General features: G+C 55.9%; 18 protein-coding genes. 6 read left to right on the top strand and 12 right to left on the bottom strand.

Annotated elements, in window-relative coordinates:
- Positions 1-62: 62 nt before the first annotated feature.
- From LG198_RS12410 to LG198_RS12435, 6 genes are all read right to left on the bottom strand, one after another.
- Entirely contained in the window at positions 63-302 is a 240-nt protein-coding gene (locus tag LG198_RS12410) for a formate dehydrogenase subunit delta (protein WP_230343497.1), read from the bottom strand.
- Positions 299-1135, bottom strand: a complete 837-nt coding sequence (gene fdhD / locus LG198_RS12415; protein WP_230343498.1) for a formate dehydrogenase accessory sulfurtransferase FdhD — start codon at positions 1133-1135, stop codon at positions 299-301. The genes LG198_RS12410 and fdhD overlap by 4 nt, the downstream gene beginning before the upstream one ends.
- A 2-nt stretch (positions 1136-1137) precedes the next feature.
- A complete protein-coding gene (gene fdhF, locus LG198_RS12420) occupies positions 1138-3987 on the bottom strand; it encodes a formate dehydrogenase subunit alpha (RefSeq protein ID WP_230343499.1) in 2850 nt (949 codons plus the stop codon).
- 90 nt (positions 3988-4077) lie between these two features.
- On the bottom strand, positions 4078-5628 hold the full coding sequence (locus tag LG198_RS12425) for a formate dehydrogenase beta subunit (protein ID WP_230343500.1): 1551 nt from the start codon (positions 5626-5628) through the stop codon (positions 4078-4080).
- Positions 5625-6092, bottom strand: a complete 468-nt coding sequence (locus LG198_RS12430) for a formate dehydrogenase subunit gamma (protein WP_230343501.1) — start codon at positions 6090-6092, stop codon at positions 5625-5627. The genes LG198_RS12425 and LG198_RS12430 overlap by 4 nt, the downstream gene beginning before the upstream one ends.
- 300 nt (positions 6093-6392) lie before the next feature.
- Positions 6393-6836, bottom strand: a complete 444-nt coding sequence (locus tag LG198_RS12435; protein ID WP_230343502.1) for a winged helix-turn-helix transcriptional regulator — start codon at positions 6834-6836, stop codon at positions 6393-6395.
- A 99-nt stretch (positions 6837-6935) separates the two neighbouring features.
- Here LG198_RS12435 and LG198_RS12440 point away from each other — a divergent pair, with 99 nt between their 5' ends.
- Complete coding sequence (locus LG198_RS12440; RefSeq protein WP_230343503.1) at positions 6936-8219, top strand: MFS transporter; 1284 nt, start codon at positions 6936-6938, stop codon at positions 8217-8219.
- Here the strand turns inward: LG198_RS12440 and LG198_RS12445 are convergent.
- Positions 8188-9597 (bottom strand): FAD-binding oxidoreductase, encoded by a 1410-nt coding sequence (locus LG198_RS12445; RefSeq protein WP_230343504.1) that lies wholly within the window; start codon positions 9595-9597, stop codon positions 8188-8190. The genes LG198_RS12440 and LG198_RS12445 overlap by 32 nt on opposite strands.
- Positions 9598-9829: 232 nt before the next feature.
- On the opposite strand from LG198_RS12445, the gene serA reads away from it, so the two are divergent.
- Positions 9830-11062, top strand: a complete 1233-nt coding sequence (gene serA, locus LG198_RS12450; protein ID WP_230343505.1) for a phosphoglycerate dehydrogenase — start codon at positions 9830-9832, stop codon at positions 11060-11062.
- 799 nt (positions 11063-11861) lie between these two features.
- Here serA and LG198_RS12455 read toward each other — a convergent pair.
- Both LG198_RS12455 and LG198_RS12460 read right to left on the bottom strand, forming a co-directional pair.
- Positions 11862-13511, bottom strand: coding sequence for an electron transfer flavoprotein-ubiquinone oxidoreductase (locus LG198_RS12455; protein ID WP_230343506.1), 1650 nt, complete (start codon positions 13509-13511; stop codon positions 11862-11864).
- A 10-nt stretch (positions 13512-13521) separates the two neighbouring features.
- On the bottom strand, positions 13522-14448 hold the full coding sequence (locus LG198_RS12460; protein WP_230343507.1) for a LysR family transcriptional regulator: 927 nt from the start codon (positions 14446-14448) through the stop codon (positions 13522-13524).
- A 114-nt stretch (positions 14449-14562) separates the two neighbouring features.
- On the opposite strand from LG198_RS12460, the gene LG198_RS12465 reads away from it, so the two are divergent.
- From LG198_RS12465 to LG198_RS12480, 4 genes are all read left to right on the top strand, one after another.
- On the top strand, positions 14563-15309 hold the full coding sequence (locus tag LG198_RS12465; protein WP_230343508.1) for an electron transfer flavoprotein subunit beta/FixA family protein: 747 nt from the start codon (positions 14563-14565) through the stop codon (positions 15307-15309).
- On the top strand, positions 15309-16238 hold the full coding sequence (locus LG198_RS12470) for an electron transfer flavoprotein subunit alpha/FixB family protein (RefSeq protein WP_230343509.1): 930 nt from the start codon (positions 15309-15311) through the stop codon (positions 16236-16238). The genes LG198_RS12465 and LG198_RS12470 overlap by 1 nt, the downstream gene beginning before the upstream one ends.
- Positions 16239-16267: 29 nt before the next feature.
- Positions 16268-17044: a ferredoxin--NADP reductase gene (locus LG198_RS12475; protein ID WP_230343510.1), complete on the top strand. Its 777-nt coding sequence runs from the start codon at positions 16268-16270 to the stop codon at positions 17042-17044.
- Positions 17045-17140: 96 nt separating this feature from the next.
- Positions 17141-18175 carry a RelA/SpoT domain-containing protein gene (locus tag LG198_RS12480; protein ID WP_230343511.1) on the top strand — a complete coding sequence of 345 codons (1035 nt, stop codon included), beginning with the start codon at positions 17141-17143 and terminating at the stop codon, positions 18173-18175.
- A 139-nt stretch (positions 18176-18314) separates the two neighbouring features.
- On the opposite strand, the gene LG198_RS12485 is transcribed toward LG198_RS12480, so the two are convergent.
- From LG198_RS12485 to ftsE, 3 genes are read right to left on the bottom strand one after another with little or no spacing between them, the layout of a single operon-like run.
- Positions 18315-19364, bottom strand: coding sequence for a hypothetical protein (locus tag LG198_RS12485; RefSeq protein WP_230343512.1), 1050 nt, complete (start codon positions 19362-19364; stop codon positions 18315-18317).
- A 30-nt stretch (positions 19365-19394) separates the two neighbouring features.
- On the bottom strand, positions 19395-20297 hold the full coding sequence (gene ftsX / locus LG198_RS12490) for a permease-like cell division protein FtsX (protein ID WP_230343513.1): 903 nt from the start codon (positions 20295-20297) through the stop codon (positions 19395-19397).
- The gene (gene ftsE / locus LG198_RS12495; protein WP_230343514.1) at positions 20294-20950 is read right to left on the bottom strand and encodes a cell division ATP-binding protein FtsE; all 657 of its coding nucleotides are present in this window, start codon (positions 20948-20950) and stop codon (positions 20294-20296) included. Before ftsE ends, ftsX begins: the two co-directional genes overlap by 4 nt.
- Between the last annotated feature and the right edge of the window lie 12 nt (positions 20951-20962).

The following is a 20962-nucleotide window of genomic DNA, read 5'->3' on the forward strand; positions in this document are numbered from 1 at the left end:
AGGCAAAACCGGTGGTACGACAAGGCAGAGCAAAAACGCCAGGAGAGTTTTGTTAGCCGCCCTTAAGCTTCACTCTTTGCCGACTTTACTTTCACATACTCCCTGATTGCGCTCAATACCAGCGGATGTAGTCCGGTATCAGGCGTTTCGGCAACGTAGTCGAGAATCTGCTGGCGCATTTGCGGTGCCCAGAAACGTGTGAGGTGGCTGGCGATATCTTTCTTGGCCTGCTCATGGTCAGGATAGGAGCGGAAGAAGTCGCCGATCTGGTTGGCCATCTTCACCAGGTGTTCTATGTTCATGCCAATTCCTTGTGCAATAGGCGTTCTGGACAACTGTAAACCACATGTTGCTGTTTGCGTGCAAAGCCCACCAAGGTAACACCGCAGCCTTGCGCCATGCGGATCGCCAGCCCGGTGGGGGCAGAGATTGCGACCAGCATGGGAATATCGGCGCTGGCGGCTTTTTGCACCATTTCATAGCTGGCCCGGCTGGATGTCAGCACAAACCCTGCTGTTTGCTGCTGTTGCCGCGCACGCGCGCCTATCAGCTTGTCCAGTGCATTATGGCGCCCGACATCTTCACGTACCATGAGTACTTCGCCTTCCGGGTTGACCCAGGCGCAGGCATGTGTAGCGCCAGTGCGGCCTTGTAATGCCTGCAATGTCTGCATGTTGCGCTGGGCCAGGTAGATGGCCTCGGCGTCGAAGTGGATATCATGCGCCTGTATGCGGTTGGGAATGCGGATGGCCTGGTCCAGGCTTTCCGAGCCGCAGAGGCCGCAACCGGTACGGCCGGCCATGCTGCGTCGGCGTTCCTTCAAGTGCAGGAAATTTTCGGAGGCGATCTCCATCTGCAGCTCTATGCCGTTGACCCTGTGCACGATTTCCATGTCATACAGATCCCTGGCGCTGGAGAGTATGCCTTCGCACAGTGAGAATCCCAATGCGAAGTCGGCCAGGTCGTCGGGGGTTGCCAGCATGACGGCATGTGAAATGCCGTTGTAGATCATGGCAACCGGGACTTCCTCTGCTACCCTGTCCTCAACCTCGCGCAATTGCCCGTCCTCATACTTGAGGGCGGTGATCGCACTGTCAGTGGCCTCGCTTTCTATCAAGAATTCCGTCTGCTTCATCGCTATTCCACGCGGGCTTCATCCCGCTGTTGGGCCAGGGCAATCTGCTCGTCGCTGAATTCCTGGTAGTTGCGCTGCCATTCGGAAAGCTGCGTTACCCGGGTGACCTCAACCGCAGTCACCTTGAATTCAGGGCAGTTGGTTGCCCAGTCCGAGTTGTCGGTGGTAATCACGTTGGCGCCGGACTCCGGATGGTGGAAGGTGGTGTAGATTACGCCAGGCTGCACGCGTTCCGATATCCTGGCACGCTGCACCGTATTGCCTGCGCGGCTGGTGATGCCTACCCAGTCTCCGTCCTGTATACCCCGGTCCTCGGCATCGTGCGGATGGATTTCCACCTGGTCTTCCGGATGCCATGCCACGTTATCAGTTCGCCGTGTCTGCGCGCCAACGTTGTATTGCGACAGTATACGCCCGGTGGTGAGGATGAGCGGGTACTTGGCGTTGACTTTTTCCGAGGTGGGCACGTATTCGGTGACCATGAATCGGCCCTTGCCGCGCACGAACTCGTCCACATGCATGATCGGGGTGCCGGTGGGATGCTGTTCGTTGCATGGCCACTGTATGCTGCCCAGTTCTTCCAGGCGCTTGAAGCTGACGCCATGGAAGGTCGGTGTGAGGCGGGCGATCTCGTCCATGATCTCGGAGGCATGCCGGTAAGGCATGGGGTAGCCCAGCGCCTCGGACAGCATGGCGGTCACCTGCCAGTCCTCGTAGCCGTTCTTGGGGGTCATCACGCGCCTTACCGGCGAAATGCGGCGCTCGGCATTGGTGAAGGTGCCGCTTTTCTCCAGGAAGGAGCATCCGGGCAAGAATACATGCGCATACATCGCGGTTTCGTTGAGGAACAAGTCCTGCACGATCACGCACTCCATGGACGACAGCGCATGGGTGACATGCTGCGTGTTGGGGTCGGATTGTGCAATATCCTCGCCTTCGCAGTACAGCGCCTTGAAGCTGCCGTCGATCGCAAAGTCCAGCATATTGGGGATGCGCAGTCCCGGCTCGTTGTCCAACGGCCTGCCCCAGGCAGCTTCGAACAAGGCGCGGGTGGCATCGTCCGATACGTGTCGGTAGCCGGGGAATTCATGCGGGAAGGAACCCATGTCGCATGAGCCTTGAACGTTGTTCTGTCCGCGCAGTGGGTTTACGCCCACGCCTTCGCGGCCTATGTTGCCGGTGGCCATGGCGAGGTTGGCGATGCCCATGACCATGGTGGAGCCCTGGCTGTGCTCGGTGACGCCCAGGCCGTAGTAGATGGCGGCATTGCCGTCGGTGGCAAACAGGCGGGCTGCCGCACGCACATCGGCCGCAGGCACGCCGGTGGCTGCTTGCATTGCTTCCGGTGAATGCTCGGGCTGAGCGACAAATTCGCTCCAGTATTCAAAGGAATCCCACTCGCAGCGGCTGCGGACAAACTCCTCGTCCACCAGGCCTTCCGTAACGACTACGTGCGCCATGGCGGTAATCAGCGCCACGTTGGTGCCTGGGCGCAGCTTGAGGTGGTAATCGGCCTGGACGTGCGGGCCGGATACCAGGTCGATTTCCCTGGGGTCGGCGATAATCAGCTTGGCGCCTTCACGCAGACGGCGCTTCATCTGCGAGCCGAATACCGGGTGGCCGTCAGTGGGATTGGCGCCTATGACCATGATAACGTCCGACTTCATCACCGAGTCAAAGGTCTGGGTGCCCGCGGATTCGCCCAGGGTCTGCTTGAGGCCGTAGCCGGTGGGCGAGTGGCAGACGCGGGCGCAGGTATCCACATTGTTGTTGCCGAAAGCAGCGCGTACCAGTTTCTGTACCAGATACGTTTCCTCGTTGGTGCAGCGCGATGAAGTGATGGCGCCGATGGAGTTGCGGCCGTGCTTGGCCTGGATGCGCTTGAGCTCGCTGGCGGCGTAGCTGATGGCCTCCTCCCAGGAGACTTCCTGCCAGGGGTCCTTGATGCTCTTGCGGATCATGGGGGTGGTGATGCGGTCCCTGTGGGTGGCATAGCCCCAGGCAAAACGCCCCTTGACGCAGGAGTGGCCGTGGTTGGCGCCGCCATTCTTGTCCGGCACCATGCGCACCACCTGTTCGCCCTTCATTTCGGCGCGGAACGAGCAGCCCACACCGCAATAGGCGCAGGTGGTGATGACGCTGTGCTCGGGCTGGCCATGATCTATGACGGTTTTTTCCATGAGGGTTGCGGTAGGGCAGGCGGCAACGCAGGCACCGCATGACACGCATTCCGACTCAAGGAAGTTGTCGAAGTTGCCGGCAGCTACCTTTGAATCAAAGCCGCGCCCGGAAATGGTGAGCGCAAACGTGCCCTGGGTTTCCTCGCAGGCACGCACGCAGCGTGAGCAGACGATGCACTTGGAGGCATCGAACTGGAAATAGGGGTTGGAGACATCTTTTTCTGCATCCAGGTGGTTGCTGCCGTCATAGCCGTAGCGTACCTCGCGCAGGCCTACGGCGCCCGCCATGTCCTGTAGTTCGCAATCGCCATTGGCTGAGCAGGTGAGGCAGTCCAGCGGGTGGTCGGAGATATAAAGCTCCATCACGCCGCGGCGTATATCGGCCAGCTTGGGGGTTTGCGTATGCACCTTGAGCCCCTCATCGACCGGCGTGGTGCAAGAGGCGGGATAACCGCGCCTGCCTTCAACCTCCACCAGGCAGAGGCGGCAGGAACCGAAAGGCTCCAGGCTGTCGGTGGCGCACAGTTTGGGGATGCTGATACCGGCCTCGACAGCGGCATGCATGATCGATGTGCCTGCGGCAACGGTGATGCTTTTACCGTCAATTTCCAGCGTGACTTGCCTATCAGTTACGCGGCTCGCTGGGGTGCCGTAGTCTGCTTGCTTGTCCATCACTTTCTCCTCTTGCTTCCTTGAGGCAGGACCCTGCATTTTTATATGAGCGCTATGCAGGTGTCCTGCCGGTTTTCAATTGCTGCTAATTCATGCTGCCTGTTCTTTCTTGAGTAAACCGAAATCCTCGGGAAAATGGTTGAGCGCGCTCAACACCGGGTAGGGCGTCATGCCGCCCAGCGCACAGAGCGACCCGTTGAGCATGGTGTCGCTGAGGTCGCGCACCAGCGCGACACTTTGCGCATGCTCTGTGCCTGCGATAATCTTGTCCATGACTTCCACGCCGCGCGTGGAACCTATGCGGCAGGGCGTGCATTTGCCGCACGATTCGATGGCGCAGAACTCGAAGGCATAACGCGCCATATGCGCCATGTCCACGGTGTCGTCAAAGGCGACGATGCCGCCGTGGCCAAGCACTGCCCACAGTTTGCTGAATTCCTCGTAATCAAGTGGCGTGTCGAATTGCGACTCGGGCAAATAAGCGCCGAGCGGACCGCCCACCTGCACTGCCTTGATCGGCCTGCCTGTGGCTGAGCCGCCGCCATAGTCGTATAACAGTTCGCGCAGGGTAATGCCGAACGCTTTTTCTACCAGGCCACCGTGCTTGATATTGCCAGCCAATTGAATAGGCAGGGTGCCGCGCGAGCGGCCCATGCCGTAATCGCGGTAATAGGCACTGCCCTTGTCCAGGATGATGGGTACGGTGGCGAGCGAGATAACGTTGTTGATGACGGTCGGCTTGCCGAACAGCCCTGAGATTGCCGGCAGTGGCGGCTTGAACCTGACCAGGCCACGCTTGCCTTCGAGGCTTTCCAGCAGGGCGGTTTCTTCACCGCAGACATAGGCGCCCGCGGCACGCCTGACTTCCAGGTAAAAATCAAGTTGGCTGCCCAGTATTCCCCGGCCAAGGTAGCCTGCTTCATAAGCGCTCTTGATGGCGAGGTTGAGTGCGGCAATGGAGTGCGGATATTCCGAACGCACATAGATATATCCCTGCGTGGCGCCAACTGCGATACCGGCAATCGTCATGCCCTCGATCAGGACAAAGGGATCGCCTTCCATGATCATGCGGTCAGAGAAAGTGCCGGAGTCGCCTTCATCTGCATTGCAGACAATATATTTTTGTTCTGCAGTCGCCTCGAGCACGGTCTTCCACTTGATGCCGGTCGGGAAGGCCGCGCCGCCGCGTCCGCGCAACCCGGAGTCGGTGACTTGCTGCACGATATCCTGCGGCGCCATGGCGATGGCATTGCGCAGCCCCTTGTAGCCGTCGTGGGCAATATAGTCCTGCAATGAAACCGGGTCGGTGATGCCAACGCGGGCGAACGTCAGGCGCTCCTGGTGTTTCATCCAAGGCAGTTCGTCTGTCAACCCAAGACAGAGGGCATGATCCCCACCATCAAGAAAACCAGCGTCAAACAGGGAGCTCACCTGCTCAGGTGTGACGGGGCCATAGGCCATACGTCCATGCGGGGTGGCAACCTCGACCAGTGGCTCCAGCCAGAACATGCCGCGAGAGCCATTGCGCGCAATCTGGATCGGCAAGTGGCGCGCTGCCGCTTTCTTGGCGATGGCTGCGGCAACCTGGTTGGCGCCCAGCGAGAGCGCGCTTGAGTCGCGAGGGATGTATACAGTGTTCATGACACCTCCCTGGCACTGGCCAGCAGGTGCTCGACTTGCTGCGGGCTGACGCGTCCGTAGACCTGGTCATCCAACATGATGGCGGGGGAACAGGCACAGTTGCCAAGGCAGTAGACCGGCTCCAAGGTAATGGTGCCGTCGCTGGTGGTTTCGTGGTAGTCGATACCCAGGGCGGACTTCACATGGGTTTCCAGCGCGGTGCAACCCATGGCCTGGCAGGATTCCGCACGGCATACCTGCAGGACATGGCGCCCTGGCGGCTTGGTACGGAAGTGGTGATAAAATGTCACCACGCCGTGCACTTCTGCGATAGAAAGGTTGAGCGCCTTGGCAACTAGGTTGTAGCACTCTTCCGGGATATAGCCTAAATCGTCCTGAATCGCATGCAACAAAGGCATTAACGCACCGGCCATATGTCGATGAGATTCGATATGCGATTTAATGCGTGCCTGTTGGTCATGCATTACTTTCTCCTCGAATCCATACTAACTACAGACTACGTTGTTATTATGCTTGCTTTGCTTATAGTACGAACTATATACCGAATTGTACACGGGCTCACAATAAAAACTACTATGCAGAGTAGGGCTATTTATAGCCATAAATAACGGTTTTCAGGGCAACAATTGAGAATATCCAAGCGTTTGGTCGTGAAAATCACCCGTTAGGGTTGCTATACCTGCCCGTGTAAAAATAAGACAGAAAAATTCAGCAATGGTTTGAAATTGTCTGCGGCATCATTTTCATGAGGCATGGGGCTGGTGTTACAGCTTCTTGACCACTGTTTCACCGGGAGTCAGGGGATTGCCATTGTTGGCCTGTGGGGCCATAAAAGATACAGGCTTCTTCGTTTTCTTCTCAATCAGTAACGAGTGATGTTCATCGCGTGCAAACAAATGGCGTTCCCCCCATTGCCGCAAAGCTACCACAACGGGAAACAGACTTTCTCCCTTGGCTGTCAGCACGTATTCCTGATAAGCAGTGCCATCTGAGGCTGGTTGGGTTTCCAGGATGCCGGCATCAACCAACCGGCGCAAACGGTCGGACAGGATGTTGCGGGCCACACCCAGGCTGCGCTGGAAATCGCCGAAACGGTGCATACCATCGAAAGCATCGCGCACGATAAGCAGCGACCATCGATCGCCAACTACATCGACGGAGCGCGCTACGGGACAGGTTTCATCGTGCATTGGGTTGCGGCGGGGCATGGTGTTCCCTTCTGGTCAGGTTCGGCAGTTATTGGTTGCATTTTAAAACTAGATTGCCTATGATTCAATTGGTTTTATTTTAAAACTGGATTGATAATAATGAGAACTCCCTGTTTTGCATCTGCATCGTTGTACCATGGCAATGCGGTTGAGCCGCAAGCGAACATGCCTCCCGGCCTGGTGCTGCTGTTCGCTGCTGCCAGCGGGTTGAGCGTGGCCAATGTCTATTACGCCCAGCCGCTGCTGGATGCGCTATCCCTGGATTTTGGCATCGGCCATGCGGCTATTGGCGGTGTTATCATGGCTACTCAAGTGGGATGCGCACTGGCTTTGCTGCTGCTGGTGCCGCTGGGTGACCGCCTGGACCGCCGCCGCCTGATGCTGACGCAGCTAATGGTACTGGCCGTTATGCTCGGGATAGTGGGACTGGCGCAATCCACCGTGATGCTGCTGGTTGGAGTGCTTGGCGTCGGTCTGCTGGGCACGGCGATGACGCAGGGACTGATTGCCTATGCGGCTTCTGCCTCTGCGCCGCATGAGCAAGGGCGCGTGGTCGGCGCGGCGCAAAGCGGCGTATTTATCGGCTTGTTGCTGGCCCGCGTATTCGCTGGCGGCGTTAGCGACCTGCTCGGCTGGCGTGGTGTGTATTTCTGTTCTGCGGCGTTGATGTTGGCAATCGCGCTGCCGTTGTGGCGGATGTTGCCGAGGTTTACGGTCAATCCAGATGCCATGAGTTACCCGCGCCTGATTGCCTCAATGCTGGTTTTGCTGCGGGAGGAGCGGGTGCTGCAAATCCGCGGCATGCTCGCGCTGCTGATGTTCGCTGCTTTCAACATCTTCTGGGCTGCAATAGTACTGCCGTTGAGCATGCCGCCTTACGGTTTCTCGCATATCGTGATCGGTGCTTTCGCGCTGGTTGGCGTAGCGGGGGCCCTTGCTGCTGCTCGTGCCGGGCAATGGGCAGACCGTGGATTTGGTCAGCGCACCAGTGCCGCCGCGTTGGTGCTGCTGCTGTTGGCTTGGTGGCCGCTGTCGTTGATGGAATGGTCGTTGTGGGCGTTGGTCATCGGTATTGTGCTGCTGGACCTCGGCGGCCAGGCGCTGCATGTCACCAACCAAAGCATGATTCTGCGCACCCGTCCGGAAGCGCATAGCCGATTGGTCGGCCTTTATATGCTGTTCTATGCAGTCGGCAGCGGGCTGGGGGCGATCGGCACGACCGCGACCTATGTCCATGCGGGCTGGCAAGGCGTGTGCATCCTGGGCGCGACGGTCAGCCTGCTGGCATTGGTGTTTTGGGCCGCAACCCGGCGCTACATGCCAGATGCAGCCCATGCTGGGGCTGATTGTGCTACAGGTCGAAGATCTTGCCTGGATTCATGATCCCATTCGGGTCGAATACCTTCTTGAGTTCGCGCATATAGCCGATTTCCACCGCATCGCGGGTGTAGCCAAGGTAATCCTTTTTGGTCATACCGACGCCGTGTTCCGCCGAGATGGAGCCATTGTATTTCTGCACGGTTTCAAAGACGGACTGGTTGACCACCTTGCATTTCTCGAAGAATTCATCCTTGGTCAGGTCGGCAGGCTTGAGGATATTGAGGTGCAGGTTGCCATCGCCGATATGGCCAAACCAGCAGATTTCGAAGTCCGGGTAGTTTGCGGCGACGATCGCATCAATATCGGCAATGAAGGCTGGCACATGGGTAATCAATACCGAAATGTCGTTCTTGTATGGCGTGAATGGGGCAATCGTCTCGGAAATGCCTTCACGCAAGTGCCATAGCGCTTCGGCTTGCGCCTGAGACTGGCTCATGACGCCATCCAGTATCCAGCCTTGCTCCATACAGTGCTCGAAGATGTTCATGGCATCATCAACGACCGCTTCGAAGCGGCCCTCGAACTCCAGCAGTACGTAGAGCGGAGATTCGGTCTCGAACGGGCGTGTTGCGTGACCATGCGCCAATACTTTCTCCAGCGCCACCTGGTTGAAGAACTCGAATGCGGTGAGGTCGATGCGCTGCTGGAACGCGTGAAGGATAGGCATGACCGCGGCAAAGTCGGGCACGCTCAGCACCAATACCTTGAGGTCCTGCGGTTGCCGCGTGAGCTTGATTTCCGCTTCGGTGACGATGCCCAGGGTGCCTTCCGAGCCGATGAATAACTGGTGCAGGGCGTAGCCGGTGGCATTCTTGACCATGCCCTTGTTGAGGTGAAGGATGTCGCCCTTGCCGGTGACGACAGTGAGGCCCAGCACCCATTCGCGCGTCATGCCGTAGTGGATGACCTTGATGCCGCCGGCATTGGTGCCGATATTGCCGCCCATCTGGCTGGAGCCCGCAGCGGCAAAATCCACCGGATAGTAGAGGCCCTGCTGCTCGGCATATTGCTGCAATTGCTCGGTTACCACGCCGGCCTGGATGCGCACCAAACGATCGGCATGCAGGAAAGACAAGACCTTGTTCATGCGGTCCAGGCTGATGACGATCTCGCCATTGGCGGCGACCGCCCCGGCAGAAAGTCCGGTGCGGCCGCCGCTTGGTGTCACCGGAATGCTGTGCTCGTTGGCCAGCTTAACGACAGCCTGCACTTCCTCGGTGCTGGCCGGGAAGACAATCACAGACGGCCTGGGCTCGAAATGCTTGGTCCAGTCTACGCCCCAGGTCTTGAGGCTGTCCTCATCGGTCTTGACGCGTTGTTCACCCACAATGGACTGCAATTGTTCCAAGAGGGCTGAGGGGAGGCTGGCGGGTGCATTCATCAAACATTTACCTGTAAAAATAGCACCGGATGTCCAGTGCGAAATAGTCAACGGTCAAGCGACCGAATCGGTTATTCTAGCAGTTTTTACAATTGATATTGATTCCTGATCTCAGTCTGCTCGTGTCACCTGTGTTCAAGCTTTATTATGTGCGTACCCCTGATTTAATAGGGGTTTAATAAGTTTGCCGGTATGCTACGATCACTGATTTTTGGCCTTTTCCGGAGCTGTAATGACCCAACAACTTTCCCTGCCAAAGGACAAGATTCGCTTTTTGCTGCTTGAAGGCGTGCACCAAAACGCTGTTGATGTACTGAATGCTGCTGGCTATCGCAATATCGACTACCGCAAGACCGCATTGGATGAAGATGTCCTGGTTGAAGCGATCAAGGATGTGCATTTCATTGGCATACGCTCGCGTACCCAGATCACCAGCCGCGTGCTGGACGCAGCCAACAAACTGACGGCGATTGGCTGCTTCTGCATCGGTACCAACCAGGTTGACCTTGACGGTGCGCTGGAGCGCGGCATTCCCGTGTTCAATGCGCCTTATTCCAATACCCGTTCTGTTGCCGAGCTGGTGCTGGCGCAGACTATCCTGCTGTTGCGCGGCATCCCCGAAAAAAATGCGCTGGTGCATAAGGGGGGCTGGACAAAGTCGGCCGAGGGGTCATATGAGGCGCGCGGCAAGACCCTGGGAATTGTGGGTTATGGCTCGATTGGCTCCCAGTTGTCAGTGCTGGCGGAAAGCCTGGGCATGAAGGTGATCTACTTCGACGTGATTGCCAAGCTGCCTTTGGGCAATGCCCGCCAGGTAGCCAGTATGGACGAGCTGCTGGCAGAGGCTGACGTGGTGTCCCTGCATGTGCCGGAGTTGCCATCCACCAAGAACATGATGCGCGCCGAAGACTTTGCCAAAATGAAGAAGGGCGCCATTTTCATCAATGCGGCGCGAGGCACGTGCGTGGATATCGATGCATTAGCCGATGCGCTTGGCTCAAAACATCTGAGCGGTGCGGCGATTGATGTATTCCCTGTCGAGCCCAAGGGGAACGATGAGGAGTTCATTTCCCCACTGCGCGCGTTCGAGAACGTCATCCTCACGCCGCATATCGGGGGGTCGACGCAGGAGGCGCAAGCCAATATCGGGATTGAAGTGGGCGAGAAATTTGTGCGTTACTCCGATGCCGGTTCTACGATTACTGCTGTCAACTTCCCAGAAGTCGCGATTCCACAGCAGCCTGGCACCCACCGCCTGCTGCATATCCACCGCAATGTGCCGGGTGTATTGTCTGCAGTGAACAGCCTGTTCGCGCGCAATAACATCAATATCTCCGCGCAAAGCATGCTGACCAGAGGCGACATCGGCTACATGATCATGGATGTGGAGGCTTCTGCTTCCGATGCGGCGATTGAGGCGTTGCAGACGGTTGAGGGGACGATCAGGACGCGGGTATTGTACTAAGAGCGGCTAACAAAACTCTCCTGGCGTTTACTTGTACTGCCTGCAGCAAAGCGCCTAGCCAGGAGCGCTTCGTTGAGCTCTGTTAGCCGCTCTAAAGTGCGCTGTCGTTCTAGTCAGGCCAAAAAGCACACTTTCGAGTGTGCTTTTTTATTAGGGCGAGCGCAGCGATGCCAAGTACGGGTTTGACCTTTTTGACCTTAGATTCCCCGTCTGGCTGCGCCGAGTAGCACAAATCTGTCTGGGAGCTTGCGTCTGTTTGAGCGTAGCGAGTTCAGCAAGCTCCCAGACAGATTGAGCAACGCAGGGAACCGGGAGCACAGCTCCCGGCGCAGACTCCAGGGTCGCCTTTTCTTTGGTATCTTTCTTTTGGCGACGCAAAAGAAAGATACTCGCTGGCAAGCGAAAGGCAACGATCCAATCTCTAACGGCAAGTAGTCAAGACCATCAAGTCATGCCGCAGATATGGCTTACATTCACAAATCAAAGATTGTAATAGTCATCCATACTGTGAATTGCGAGAGGACGGGTTTCGCCCCGCCGGGCGAGTCCATTTCTTTTGTCTCGCCAAAAGAAAATAGACGAAAGAAAAGGCGACCCGATTGTCTGCGTCCCTACGCTGCGCTCCGGGCAACCTGCGTTGCTCGCTTTTAATGGGGACTGGCTGAACTCGCTGACGCTCAGACAGACGCCAGTCCTCTTTCCATTAAAAGCTGTGCTACTCGGCGCAGCCAGACGGGAGGAAAAACCATGGCGACTTGGCTTTGCTACGCTCGCCCTTGGTTTTGGTGGAAGTTTTCATTTACATACCTACATAGTTTGGCCCGCCGCTACCTTCTGGCGTGCGCCAATTAATGTTCTGCAAGGGATCCTTAATATCGCAGGTCTTGCAGTGGATGCAGTTGGAAGCGTTGATCTGCAGGCGCGGGTTGCCTTCGGTGGTGACGATTTCGTATACCCCGGCCGGGCAATAGCGTTGTTCCGGTGCGTCGTATTGGGGCAGGTTGATGTCGACCGGGATGCTCTGGTCGCGCAGCACGAGGTGGCAGGGCTGGTCTTCCTCGTGATAAACGTTAGTGAGGTAGACCGACGACAGCTTGTCGAAGCTCACAACGCCATCTGGCTTGGGGTAGTCTATCTTTCTCGATTCGCTGACCTTCTTCAAAGTCTCGTGGTCGGCCTTGCCATGCTTCAGGGTCCAGGGCACGTTGATGCCGAAAGAGGTTAGCCACATTTCCGTGCCGCCATAAATGCTGCCCAGCAGGTTGCCGAAGCGGGAGAGGGCGGGCTTGATGTTGCGCACGGCATACAGGTCCTTCCATATCCACGAATCGCGAATTTTCTGCGGATAAGCTTCCAGCGTGGCGCCAAAGGTTTCCTTGGCTAGGGCTTCCACCACGGTTTCTGCTGCGAGCATGCCGGATTTCATGGCGTTGTGCGACCCCTTGATGCGCGGCACATTCATGAAGCCGGCGGTGCAGCCGATCAGCAGGCCGCCCGGGAACACCAGCCTCGGGATGGATTGCAGGCCGCCTTCGGTCAGCGCGCGGGCGCCATAGCTCAGGCGCTTGCCGTTTTCCAGCAGCGGGCGGATGGCCGGATGGGTCTTGAAACGCTGGAATTCGTCGAACGGGCTCAGGTGCGGATTGCTGTAGTTGAGGTGCACGACAAAGCCGATGACAAGGATGTTTTCCTTAAGGTGGTAGATAAACGAGCCGCCGCCGGTGCTGTTGTCCAGCGGCCAGCCCTGCGAATGCTGCACCAGGCCCGGCTTGGACTGCTCAGGCGCAATCTGCCAGATTTCCTTGAAACCAATGCCGTATTTTTGCGGCTCGGCCAGCGCGCGCAGCTGGAAGTGCTCAGTCAAGTCCTTGGTGAGGGAGCCGCGGGCGCCCTCGGCAAACAGGGTATAGTGCGCGCGCAGTTCCATGCCCAGGGCAAATCCCGATTTTTCGTTGCCCTCCTTGTCGCGGCCCATGTCGCCCGTGATCACGCCTTGCACCACGCCAGCTTCATCGTAGATCACCTCGGCAGCGCTGAAGCCGGGATAGATTTCCACCCCTAGCGCTTCTGCCTGCTCGCCCAGCCAGCGGCAGACGTCGCCCAGGCTGACTATGTAGTTGCCGTGGTTGTTCATGAGCGGCGGCATAAGCTTGGTTGGGATATTGAAGCTTTTTTCCTTGCCGAGTACCAGGAACTGGTCATCAGTCACCGGGGTATTGAGCGGGGCGCCTTTTTCCTTCCAGTCCGGGATCAGTTCGTTGAGCGCGATTGGGTCGATGACGGCGCCAGACAGGATATGCGCACCGACTTCGGCGCCTTTTTCCAGCACGCATACATTGATCTCGCGCTCCTGCTCCAAGGCCAGTTGCTTGATGCGGATCGCCGCAGACAGGCCGGACGGGCCGGCACCGACGATCAGTACGTCATAATTCATTACATCGCGTTGCATGCTAAAGCTTTCATGGGATATACGGTATGTTGATTTCGTCGCTGCGCCGCACGTTGCGGGTCAGCAGCCGACAATGGTTGAGGAATTCACGTACGGCGGCAGTCTGGTATTTCTTTTTGTGCCAGACAAACATGAACTGGCGCTTTAAATCCAGTTCGGGGGTTTCAATCGCCACCAGGTGGCCACGGGCAATATCATCCTTGAGTGCCAGTCGCGAGACGCACCCAAGTCCCAGCCCGGATTCTACTGCCCGCTTGATGGCTTCGGTATGCTCCAGCACCAGTTTTACATTGAGGCGGGTATGATGGTGGCGCAAGGCATGGTCGAAGGTTTCACGCGTGCCGGAACCGTGTTCACGCAATACCCAGCTTTCCTTGAACAGGTCTTCCAATGTAGCTTTTTTCTGCTTTGCCAGTGGATGTTGCGGTGTGCAGAAAACCGTGAGTTCATCTTCTATCCACGGCTCTACCTCAAGCTCCGTATGATGGCAGTCGCCCTCGATCAAGCCCAGGTCGAGGTCATATTGCGCCACCTGGTGCATCACGGAATTGGTGTTCTGCACATGCAGTTGCACCTGGCAATCCTTGTGCTGCTTCATGAACGAGCCGATGAGCAGGGTGGCGAGGTAATTGCCGATGGTGAGTGTTGCACCCACTTTTAGCAAGCCAAAGGCGGATTTTCCCTGTAAAATGCTCTCTATTTCAGCGGCCCGGTCAAGCAAGGCTGCTGCCATCGGCAGCAGGCTGCGCCCGAGTTCGTTGAGTTTCAGCACTTTACCCATGCGGTCAAACAGTTTGCAGTCAAACTGTCGTTCCAGTTCGGCAAGTGCGGTGCTCGCGGCAGATTGTGACAACGACAATGCCTCGGCCGCTCGTGACACATTCTCCAGGCGTGCAATGGCAACAAATACTTCCAGTTGTCTTAATGTGTGCTTCACCTGAGAATGATTCTCATATCGATGTGATAGATATGTGATATAGTAATAATTGATTTAACAGATATTTTACCGCCGATTAAAATACGCGGCAAATGATGGAGTGAGATCGCGAATATGAAAGTTTTAGTTGCTGTCAAACATGTGGTTGATTACAACATCAAGCCACGTGTAAAGCCCGATGGTTCTGATGTGGATATCGCCGGTGTCAAGCTGAGCATCAACCCGTTCGATGAGATTGCCGTTGAAGAAGCGGTGCGTCTCAAGGAGCGTGGTGTTGCCACCGAAGTGATTGCCGTGACCATCGGCAAGACCAACAGCCAGGACAGCTTGCGCCATGCATTGGCCATGGGTGTGGACAAGGCCGTGTTGATTGAAACCGATGTCGAGTTGCAGCCCTTGGGCGTTGCCAAGTTGCTGAAGTACGTGGTCGAGCGCGAGCAGCCCAGCCTGATCATACTTGGCAAGCAGGCCATTGACGACGACCTTGGCCAGACCGGCCAGATGCTCGCCGCATTGGCTAATGTTGGCCAGGGCACGTTTGCTTCCGTGATCGACATCAAGGGCGACGAAATTGAAGTGACCCGCGAAATCGATGGCGGTACCGATGTGGTTGCGCTCAAGCTGCCTGCAGTAGTCACTACCGACCTGCGCCTTAACGAGCCGCGCTTCATCAAGCTGCCTAACCTCATGATGGCGAAGAAGAAGCCGATCGAGACTATCAAGGCGGCTGATCTCGGCATCGACATCAGCCCGCGCCTGAAGCAACTCAAGGTCGCCGACCCCGAGCCGCGCAAGCCCGGCATCAAGGTTGCCAATGTTGCTGAACTTGTCGAAAAACTACGTCTTGCGGAAGTCCTGTAATGAGTATCCTGATTCTGGCCGAACACGACGGCAAACATATCAAGCAATCCACCCGCCAGGCAGTGGCCGCTGCCGGTGCATGGCAACTGCCCATCCACTTGGTAGTGACAGGCGCCAATAGCGCAGACATTGCCCGGGAAGCCTCGGAAATCGCTAGCGTTGCCAAGGTGCTGCATGCAGATGCGGCGCATTTCGAGCATCCCCTGGCAGAAGATGTGGCCGCATTGCTGGTGCAACTGGGCGCTGACTACAAGGTTATCTTGTCCGCCCACACTGCATTCAGCAAGAGCGTATTGCCCCGCGTAGCCGCCTTGCTTGACGTCGGCATGGTGTCCGATGCTGTCAGCATCACCGCGCCCGCGACTTATGTGCGCCCTATCTATGCAGGTAACGTGCTTTCCACCGTTGAAAGCAGCGATGCCATCCAGGTGGTCACCATTCGTGCCACTTCATTCGCTGCAGCCGCAGCTGGCGGCAGCGCAGAAGTGGCTACGGTGAGTGCGCCCGCAAGCAGTGGCTTGAGCCGTTGGATCAAGGAAGACAAGACTGTTTCTGACCGTCCCGAACTGTCTTCTGCACGCGTTGTAGTCTCTGGTGGTCGTAGTCTGGCTGAGCGTTTCGACGAACTGCTGGAGCCTTTGGCACATCGCTTTGGCGGTGCACTGGGCGCAACCCGTGCGGCTGTGGATGCCGGTTTTGCTCCAAACGATATCCAGGTCGGCCAGACCGGCACCATCGTTGCGCCTGAGCTGTATTTCGCGATTGGCATCTCCGGCGCGATGCAGCACTTGGCCGGGATGAAGGACAGCAAGATCATCGTCGCGATCAACCATGATCCTGATGCCCCTATCTTCCAGCATGCGGATTTCGGCCTGGTAGCCAACCTGTTTGATGCAGTGCCTGAGCTGACCACAGCCCTGAACCAATAATTCAAAATCTTAAAGAGAATAGAATCTAAATGAGTGCATTTAATACCGAGAAAGTGTTGAGCGTCAGGCACTGGAACGACAGCTTGTTCAGCTTCACCACCACCCGCAACGAAGCGTTGCGCTTTGAAAACGGCCAGTTTGTCATGATCGGCCTGCAAGTCGACGGCAAGCCGTTGATGCGTGCTTACAGTATCGCCAGCGCCAACTATGCCGAGAACCTGGAGTTCTTCAGCATCAAGGTGCCCAATGGCCCGCTGACTTCCCGTTTACAACACCTGAAGGTCGGCGACGACTTGCTGGTGAGCCGCAAGCCCACTGGCACGCTGCTGCTGTCCGACCTCAAGCCCGGCAAGAACCTGTACCTACTGTCTACCGGCACCGGCCTTGCCCCGTTCATCAGCCTGATCCAGGATCCTGAAATCTATGAGCGCTTCGAAAAAGTGATCCTGGTGCATGGCGTACGCCGCGTGAATGACCTGGCTTATGAAGACTTCATCACCAAGGAGTTGCCCGAGAACGAATTCTTCGGTGAGCAGGTGAAGAACCAATTGATCTATTACCCTACCGTGACGCGTGAAGAATTCCGCTATCAGGGCCGCCTGACCGACTTGATGGAAAACGGCAAGCTGTATGAGGATATTGGCCTGCCACCACTTAGTCCCGAAACAGACCGTGCCATGTTGTGCGGTAGCCCGCAAATGTTGATTGATACCTGCAAGATTCTTGATGCCGCTGGTCTCAAGGTGTCTGAGCGGATTGGTGATGTGGGAGATTATGTGATTGAGCGGGCGTTTGCCGAGAAGTAAACTTATAAGTGTATATTGAATAAAAGCTGGCATATTTGATATGCCAGCTTTTTTTATTTTGTAATATATATTATTTACATGAGCAATGACATTTTCATGACGCTTCAATTGGAAGGAATTATAGTGTACGAGAGTAAATTTCCTGGTGGGTCAAAATCGAGGGTGAATCGCGCTGGAAATAATATTAGAAATGAAGTGGCGACGAAAGAAGATCTAGCTGTAATTGAGGAGTGGCGAGCTGCACACCGGGCAGTTTTAAATACATTTCAGGCTAGCTTGAGAAACAGAACAAAGTTAACAGAAATTGTAGTAGCGCAAAGACATAAGCGTCGTAATACTATTTTTAATAAATTAAAAAGGCTGCCTTCAATGGAGCTGGCGCGTATGGATGATGTGGCTGGTTGCCGACTTATTTTTAAATCTATTGATGAGTTAAATAATTTTAGACGAGATTTTCATAAAGCCCGTTTTAAGCATAAGCGGCGAAATGAATCTACAAAATATGATTATATTGCGAATCCAAAGGTAACAGGATATCGGGGGATACATGATGTGTATTCATATGATGTTAATTCAATAGCGGGTAAAGACTTCAAGGGGCTTCAAGTTGAAATTCAATACCGAACATTAGTTCAGCATGCATGGGCTACAGCAGTCGAAGTGATTGGTTTTATTACTGAGAGTCAGCCAAAGTTTCAGCAAGGAGATAAGCGTTATGAGCATTGTATGGCTCTGGCTAGTGAAATTCTTGCTAGGACTCACGAGGGTCTTAAAGGACCTTATCCAAACCTTTCAGATCAAGAGCTGATTGAGAATTTTGACGCATTAAATAATGATCTGAATTTGGTTAGGACTCTCAGTGGCCTAAATTCTGCAGAGTCGGCCGCGACTAATAATCGGAATGCCATTTTGATATTTTCTCCTTCTGGTGAACTAGAAGTAAGAAGTTTCCGAGAGGCAACCGATGCTTTAAAGGAGTTGTTCAAACTAGAAAATGAACATCCAGGTTTGGATATTGTGTTGGTGAAAGCAGATACTAATGAAGAAATAAGAATGGCATTTAAAAACTACTTTTCTGACGCGAAAGATTTTGTACGACTTTTAACTCAAGGATTAGAAAAGCTTCGCTAAATTGGATATGCAAAAATAATATCAGCATAGCCTGGTGGTTTAGAGTCTAGCTCTTGAATACCAAACCAAGTAATTTGTTCAACAATTACCGCGGCCACGTCGTTTTTAAACTCGTTAAGTTATTATAAATAAAGGTGACTTAAGGCACCGGATACCTCGGCGGCCCCGGTGGCGGCCTACGGCGCTGCGTATCCAGGTAGCGCATGTCGCCATCTCCGAAGAATTCCTTGATCAAGAAATCCTCCAGGCCCGCGCTGTCTTCCGTGCGTGCAGACAATACCACCACCCGCCCCAGTTGCCGTGATTCCCAGTTGAAGTCGCCGCTGTAGTGGCGGCGTATTAGCTCAATCATCTTGCGCACGGTGGCGCGGTGAATGTCTTCGCCGGCTTTGGCTTCGATCTGGAACACTTCGCGCTTGGCGGTGCTGAAGTCGTTGACCCAGCCGCGGAACTCGAAGGTGGAGGTGTAGGTGCTTAAGCTCATGATGCGGAATACGCCGCTCGCGCCGGATGACAGGTTTTTCTTGATGGTTTCATCACGCTTTTCTTCATCTGACAGCGAACGGTTGCCGGATTCGCGCTGGGCGCGCTGGTTTTCCATCATTGCGGCATAGTTGTTGTCGGTGGAACTGCGGTATTCACGCATGGCATTCATGTAGGAAGACATGTCTGAATACTGAGATGGATCTGGCTCCTGTGGTCTTGGTGGTGCAGGCGTCGGCGCTGGCGCAGGACGTGGCTCAGGTTTTTGTTCGGGCTGGGGTACCGGCTTATCCTTGCCTGTGACCACGGGCGGAGTGGGCGTGCTTTGCCTGCGTGGCTGTGGGGTCGGTTTGCGGGCTGCCGGAGGCGGTGGCGGCGCTGCCGCTGGTGGCGGTGCCATTTCCGGTTGTGGTTTTTTCTCTGGTTGGGCCAGGCTAACGACCAGTTCTTTTTGGCCGCCTTCGCTGCCTGATTCCTCTCCCTGGTCCAAGGTAGGCATGATAAAGCCGAAGAACAGGATCAAGTGCAGAATCAATGAAAAGATAAGCGCATACAGCGTGCGGCGGCTGATACGGAACTCGATATATTGCTCGTGGTACGCAGGCGGCTGCCAAGGAAGGTCGGACGCGTCTGGCTGTGGACGTGCCTGGCCGAGGTGGCTCGCGATGAATGCGATGATATGGCGAAACAGACGCGGTGCAGCCACGGTTAATTAGTCCGGCATTGTTGGTTTTGATTAGTTGGGATTGAGGCGCGCCAGTGAGCGGTTGACGGCGATATAGGAGCCTATCCAACCCAATGTAACAGCGCATGCGATTACCCCCAGGCTGATTTCCCAGCCCGGTAAAGTTAAGATGAAGCTGCTGCCATAAAGTTCTGCCAAATCAGCAACCGAGAGGTTAAAGATTGTAAGAATGCCGTTGACGAACAGCAGGGCGATCAGGCTGCCGCCCAGGCCATACAGGGTGCCTGCGTACAGGAACGGCCGGCGGATGAAACCATCGGTGGCGCCGATCAGTTTGCTGACTTCGATTTCCTCGCGCTGGGTCGCAATTTGCAGGCGTATGGTATTGCCGATGACTGCCACCAGGGCAAAGCCGAGTAGGCCGGAAAGCACCAGGACGGCTTTCTGGCCCAGCTGCAGCAAGGCATAGAGTCGTTTTGCCCAGTCGGCATCGGCCAGCACATGCTCTACGCCTGGCCAGCCTTCAATTTCACGTTGCAGTTGGGAGATGGCCTCAGGTGAATGATCCTTGGGCTCGATGAAGAAGGCATCAGGCAGCGGGTTGCGGTCCAATTGGCTGGCAACATTCTGGCTTAGTTCCTGCATTTCCTGCCAGGCGACTTCCTTGCTGACAAATTGCTGTTTTGCGATGCCCTTGTGCTGCTCCAGGTTTTTCCTGAATGCCTCAACGGTCGCCGGTTCGGCATCCAGTTTCATGAACACGCTGACCTGCGGCTCATTCTTGACCTGTCCGGCCAACTGGTTGAGATTGTCGATGACTACATAAAGGATGGCTGGCAGGCTCAGGGCAATACCAATCACGCTCCAGATCATCAGGGTAGATAGCTTGGCCCGCAGAATGCGCGAGAGGACAAGGCGCCAGACCAGGGTATGCTGGTTGATCCAATGTTTCATGATGCGGTGAGTTTCCCATGGTCGAGGTGCAGCAGCTTGGCCGGTATGCTCTGGATGCCGTGGGCATCATGGGTGGCGATGATGACGGTGACGCCGACCTGCTGAAAGGCATGGAACAGGCGCATGATGTCTGTGGCATATTCCTCGTCCAGGTTGCCTGTCGGCTCGTCCGCAATCAGGATGGCAGGCCGGCTGACAACTGCGCGGGCGATGGCCAGTCGTTGCTGCTCGCCGCCTGAGAGCGTGATCGGCATGGCTTTTTCCTTGCCGAGCAGGCCAACCTTGTCCAGCGCGGCGCGGATGCGCCTGGCGGCTTCCTGACCGGTGACGCCATTGATGTAGAGCGGCAAAGCCACGTTTTCGAAGCAGTTGCGGTCGTACAGCAGTTTGTGGTCCTGGAACACCAGGCCGAACTTGCGCCTGAGGTAAGGCAGCATGCGCGGGCGCAGCTTGCTGACGTTCTGGTTGCCGATCAGCACCGTGCCGCTGCTTGGCCGTTCTATGCCTGCCATGAGCTTGAGCAGGGTGCTCTTGCCCGCGCCGGAGTGACCGGTGACGAACGCCAGCTCGCCTGCGGCGATCTCGAAGGAAACGTTGCGCAAAATCTCGTCGCTGCCGCGGTAGCGCTTGATGACCTGGTCGAAACGTATCATGCGCGGCGCGAT

This window comes from Methylobacillus arboreus, from assembly GCF_020532725.1.
In the GTDB taxonomy this organism is placed as follows: Bacteria; Pseudomonadota; Gammaproteobacteria; order Burkholderiales; family Methylophilaceae; genus Methylobacillus; species Methylobacillus arboreus.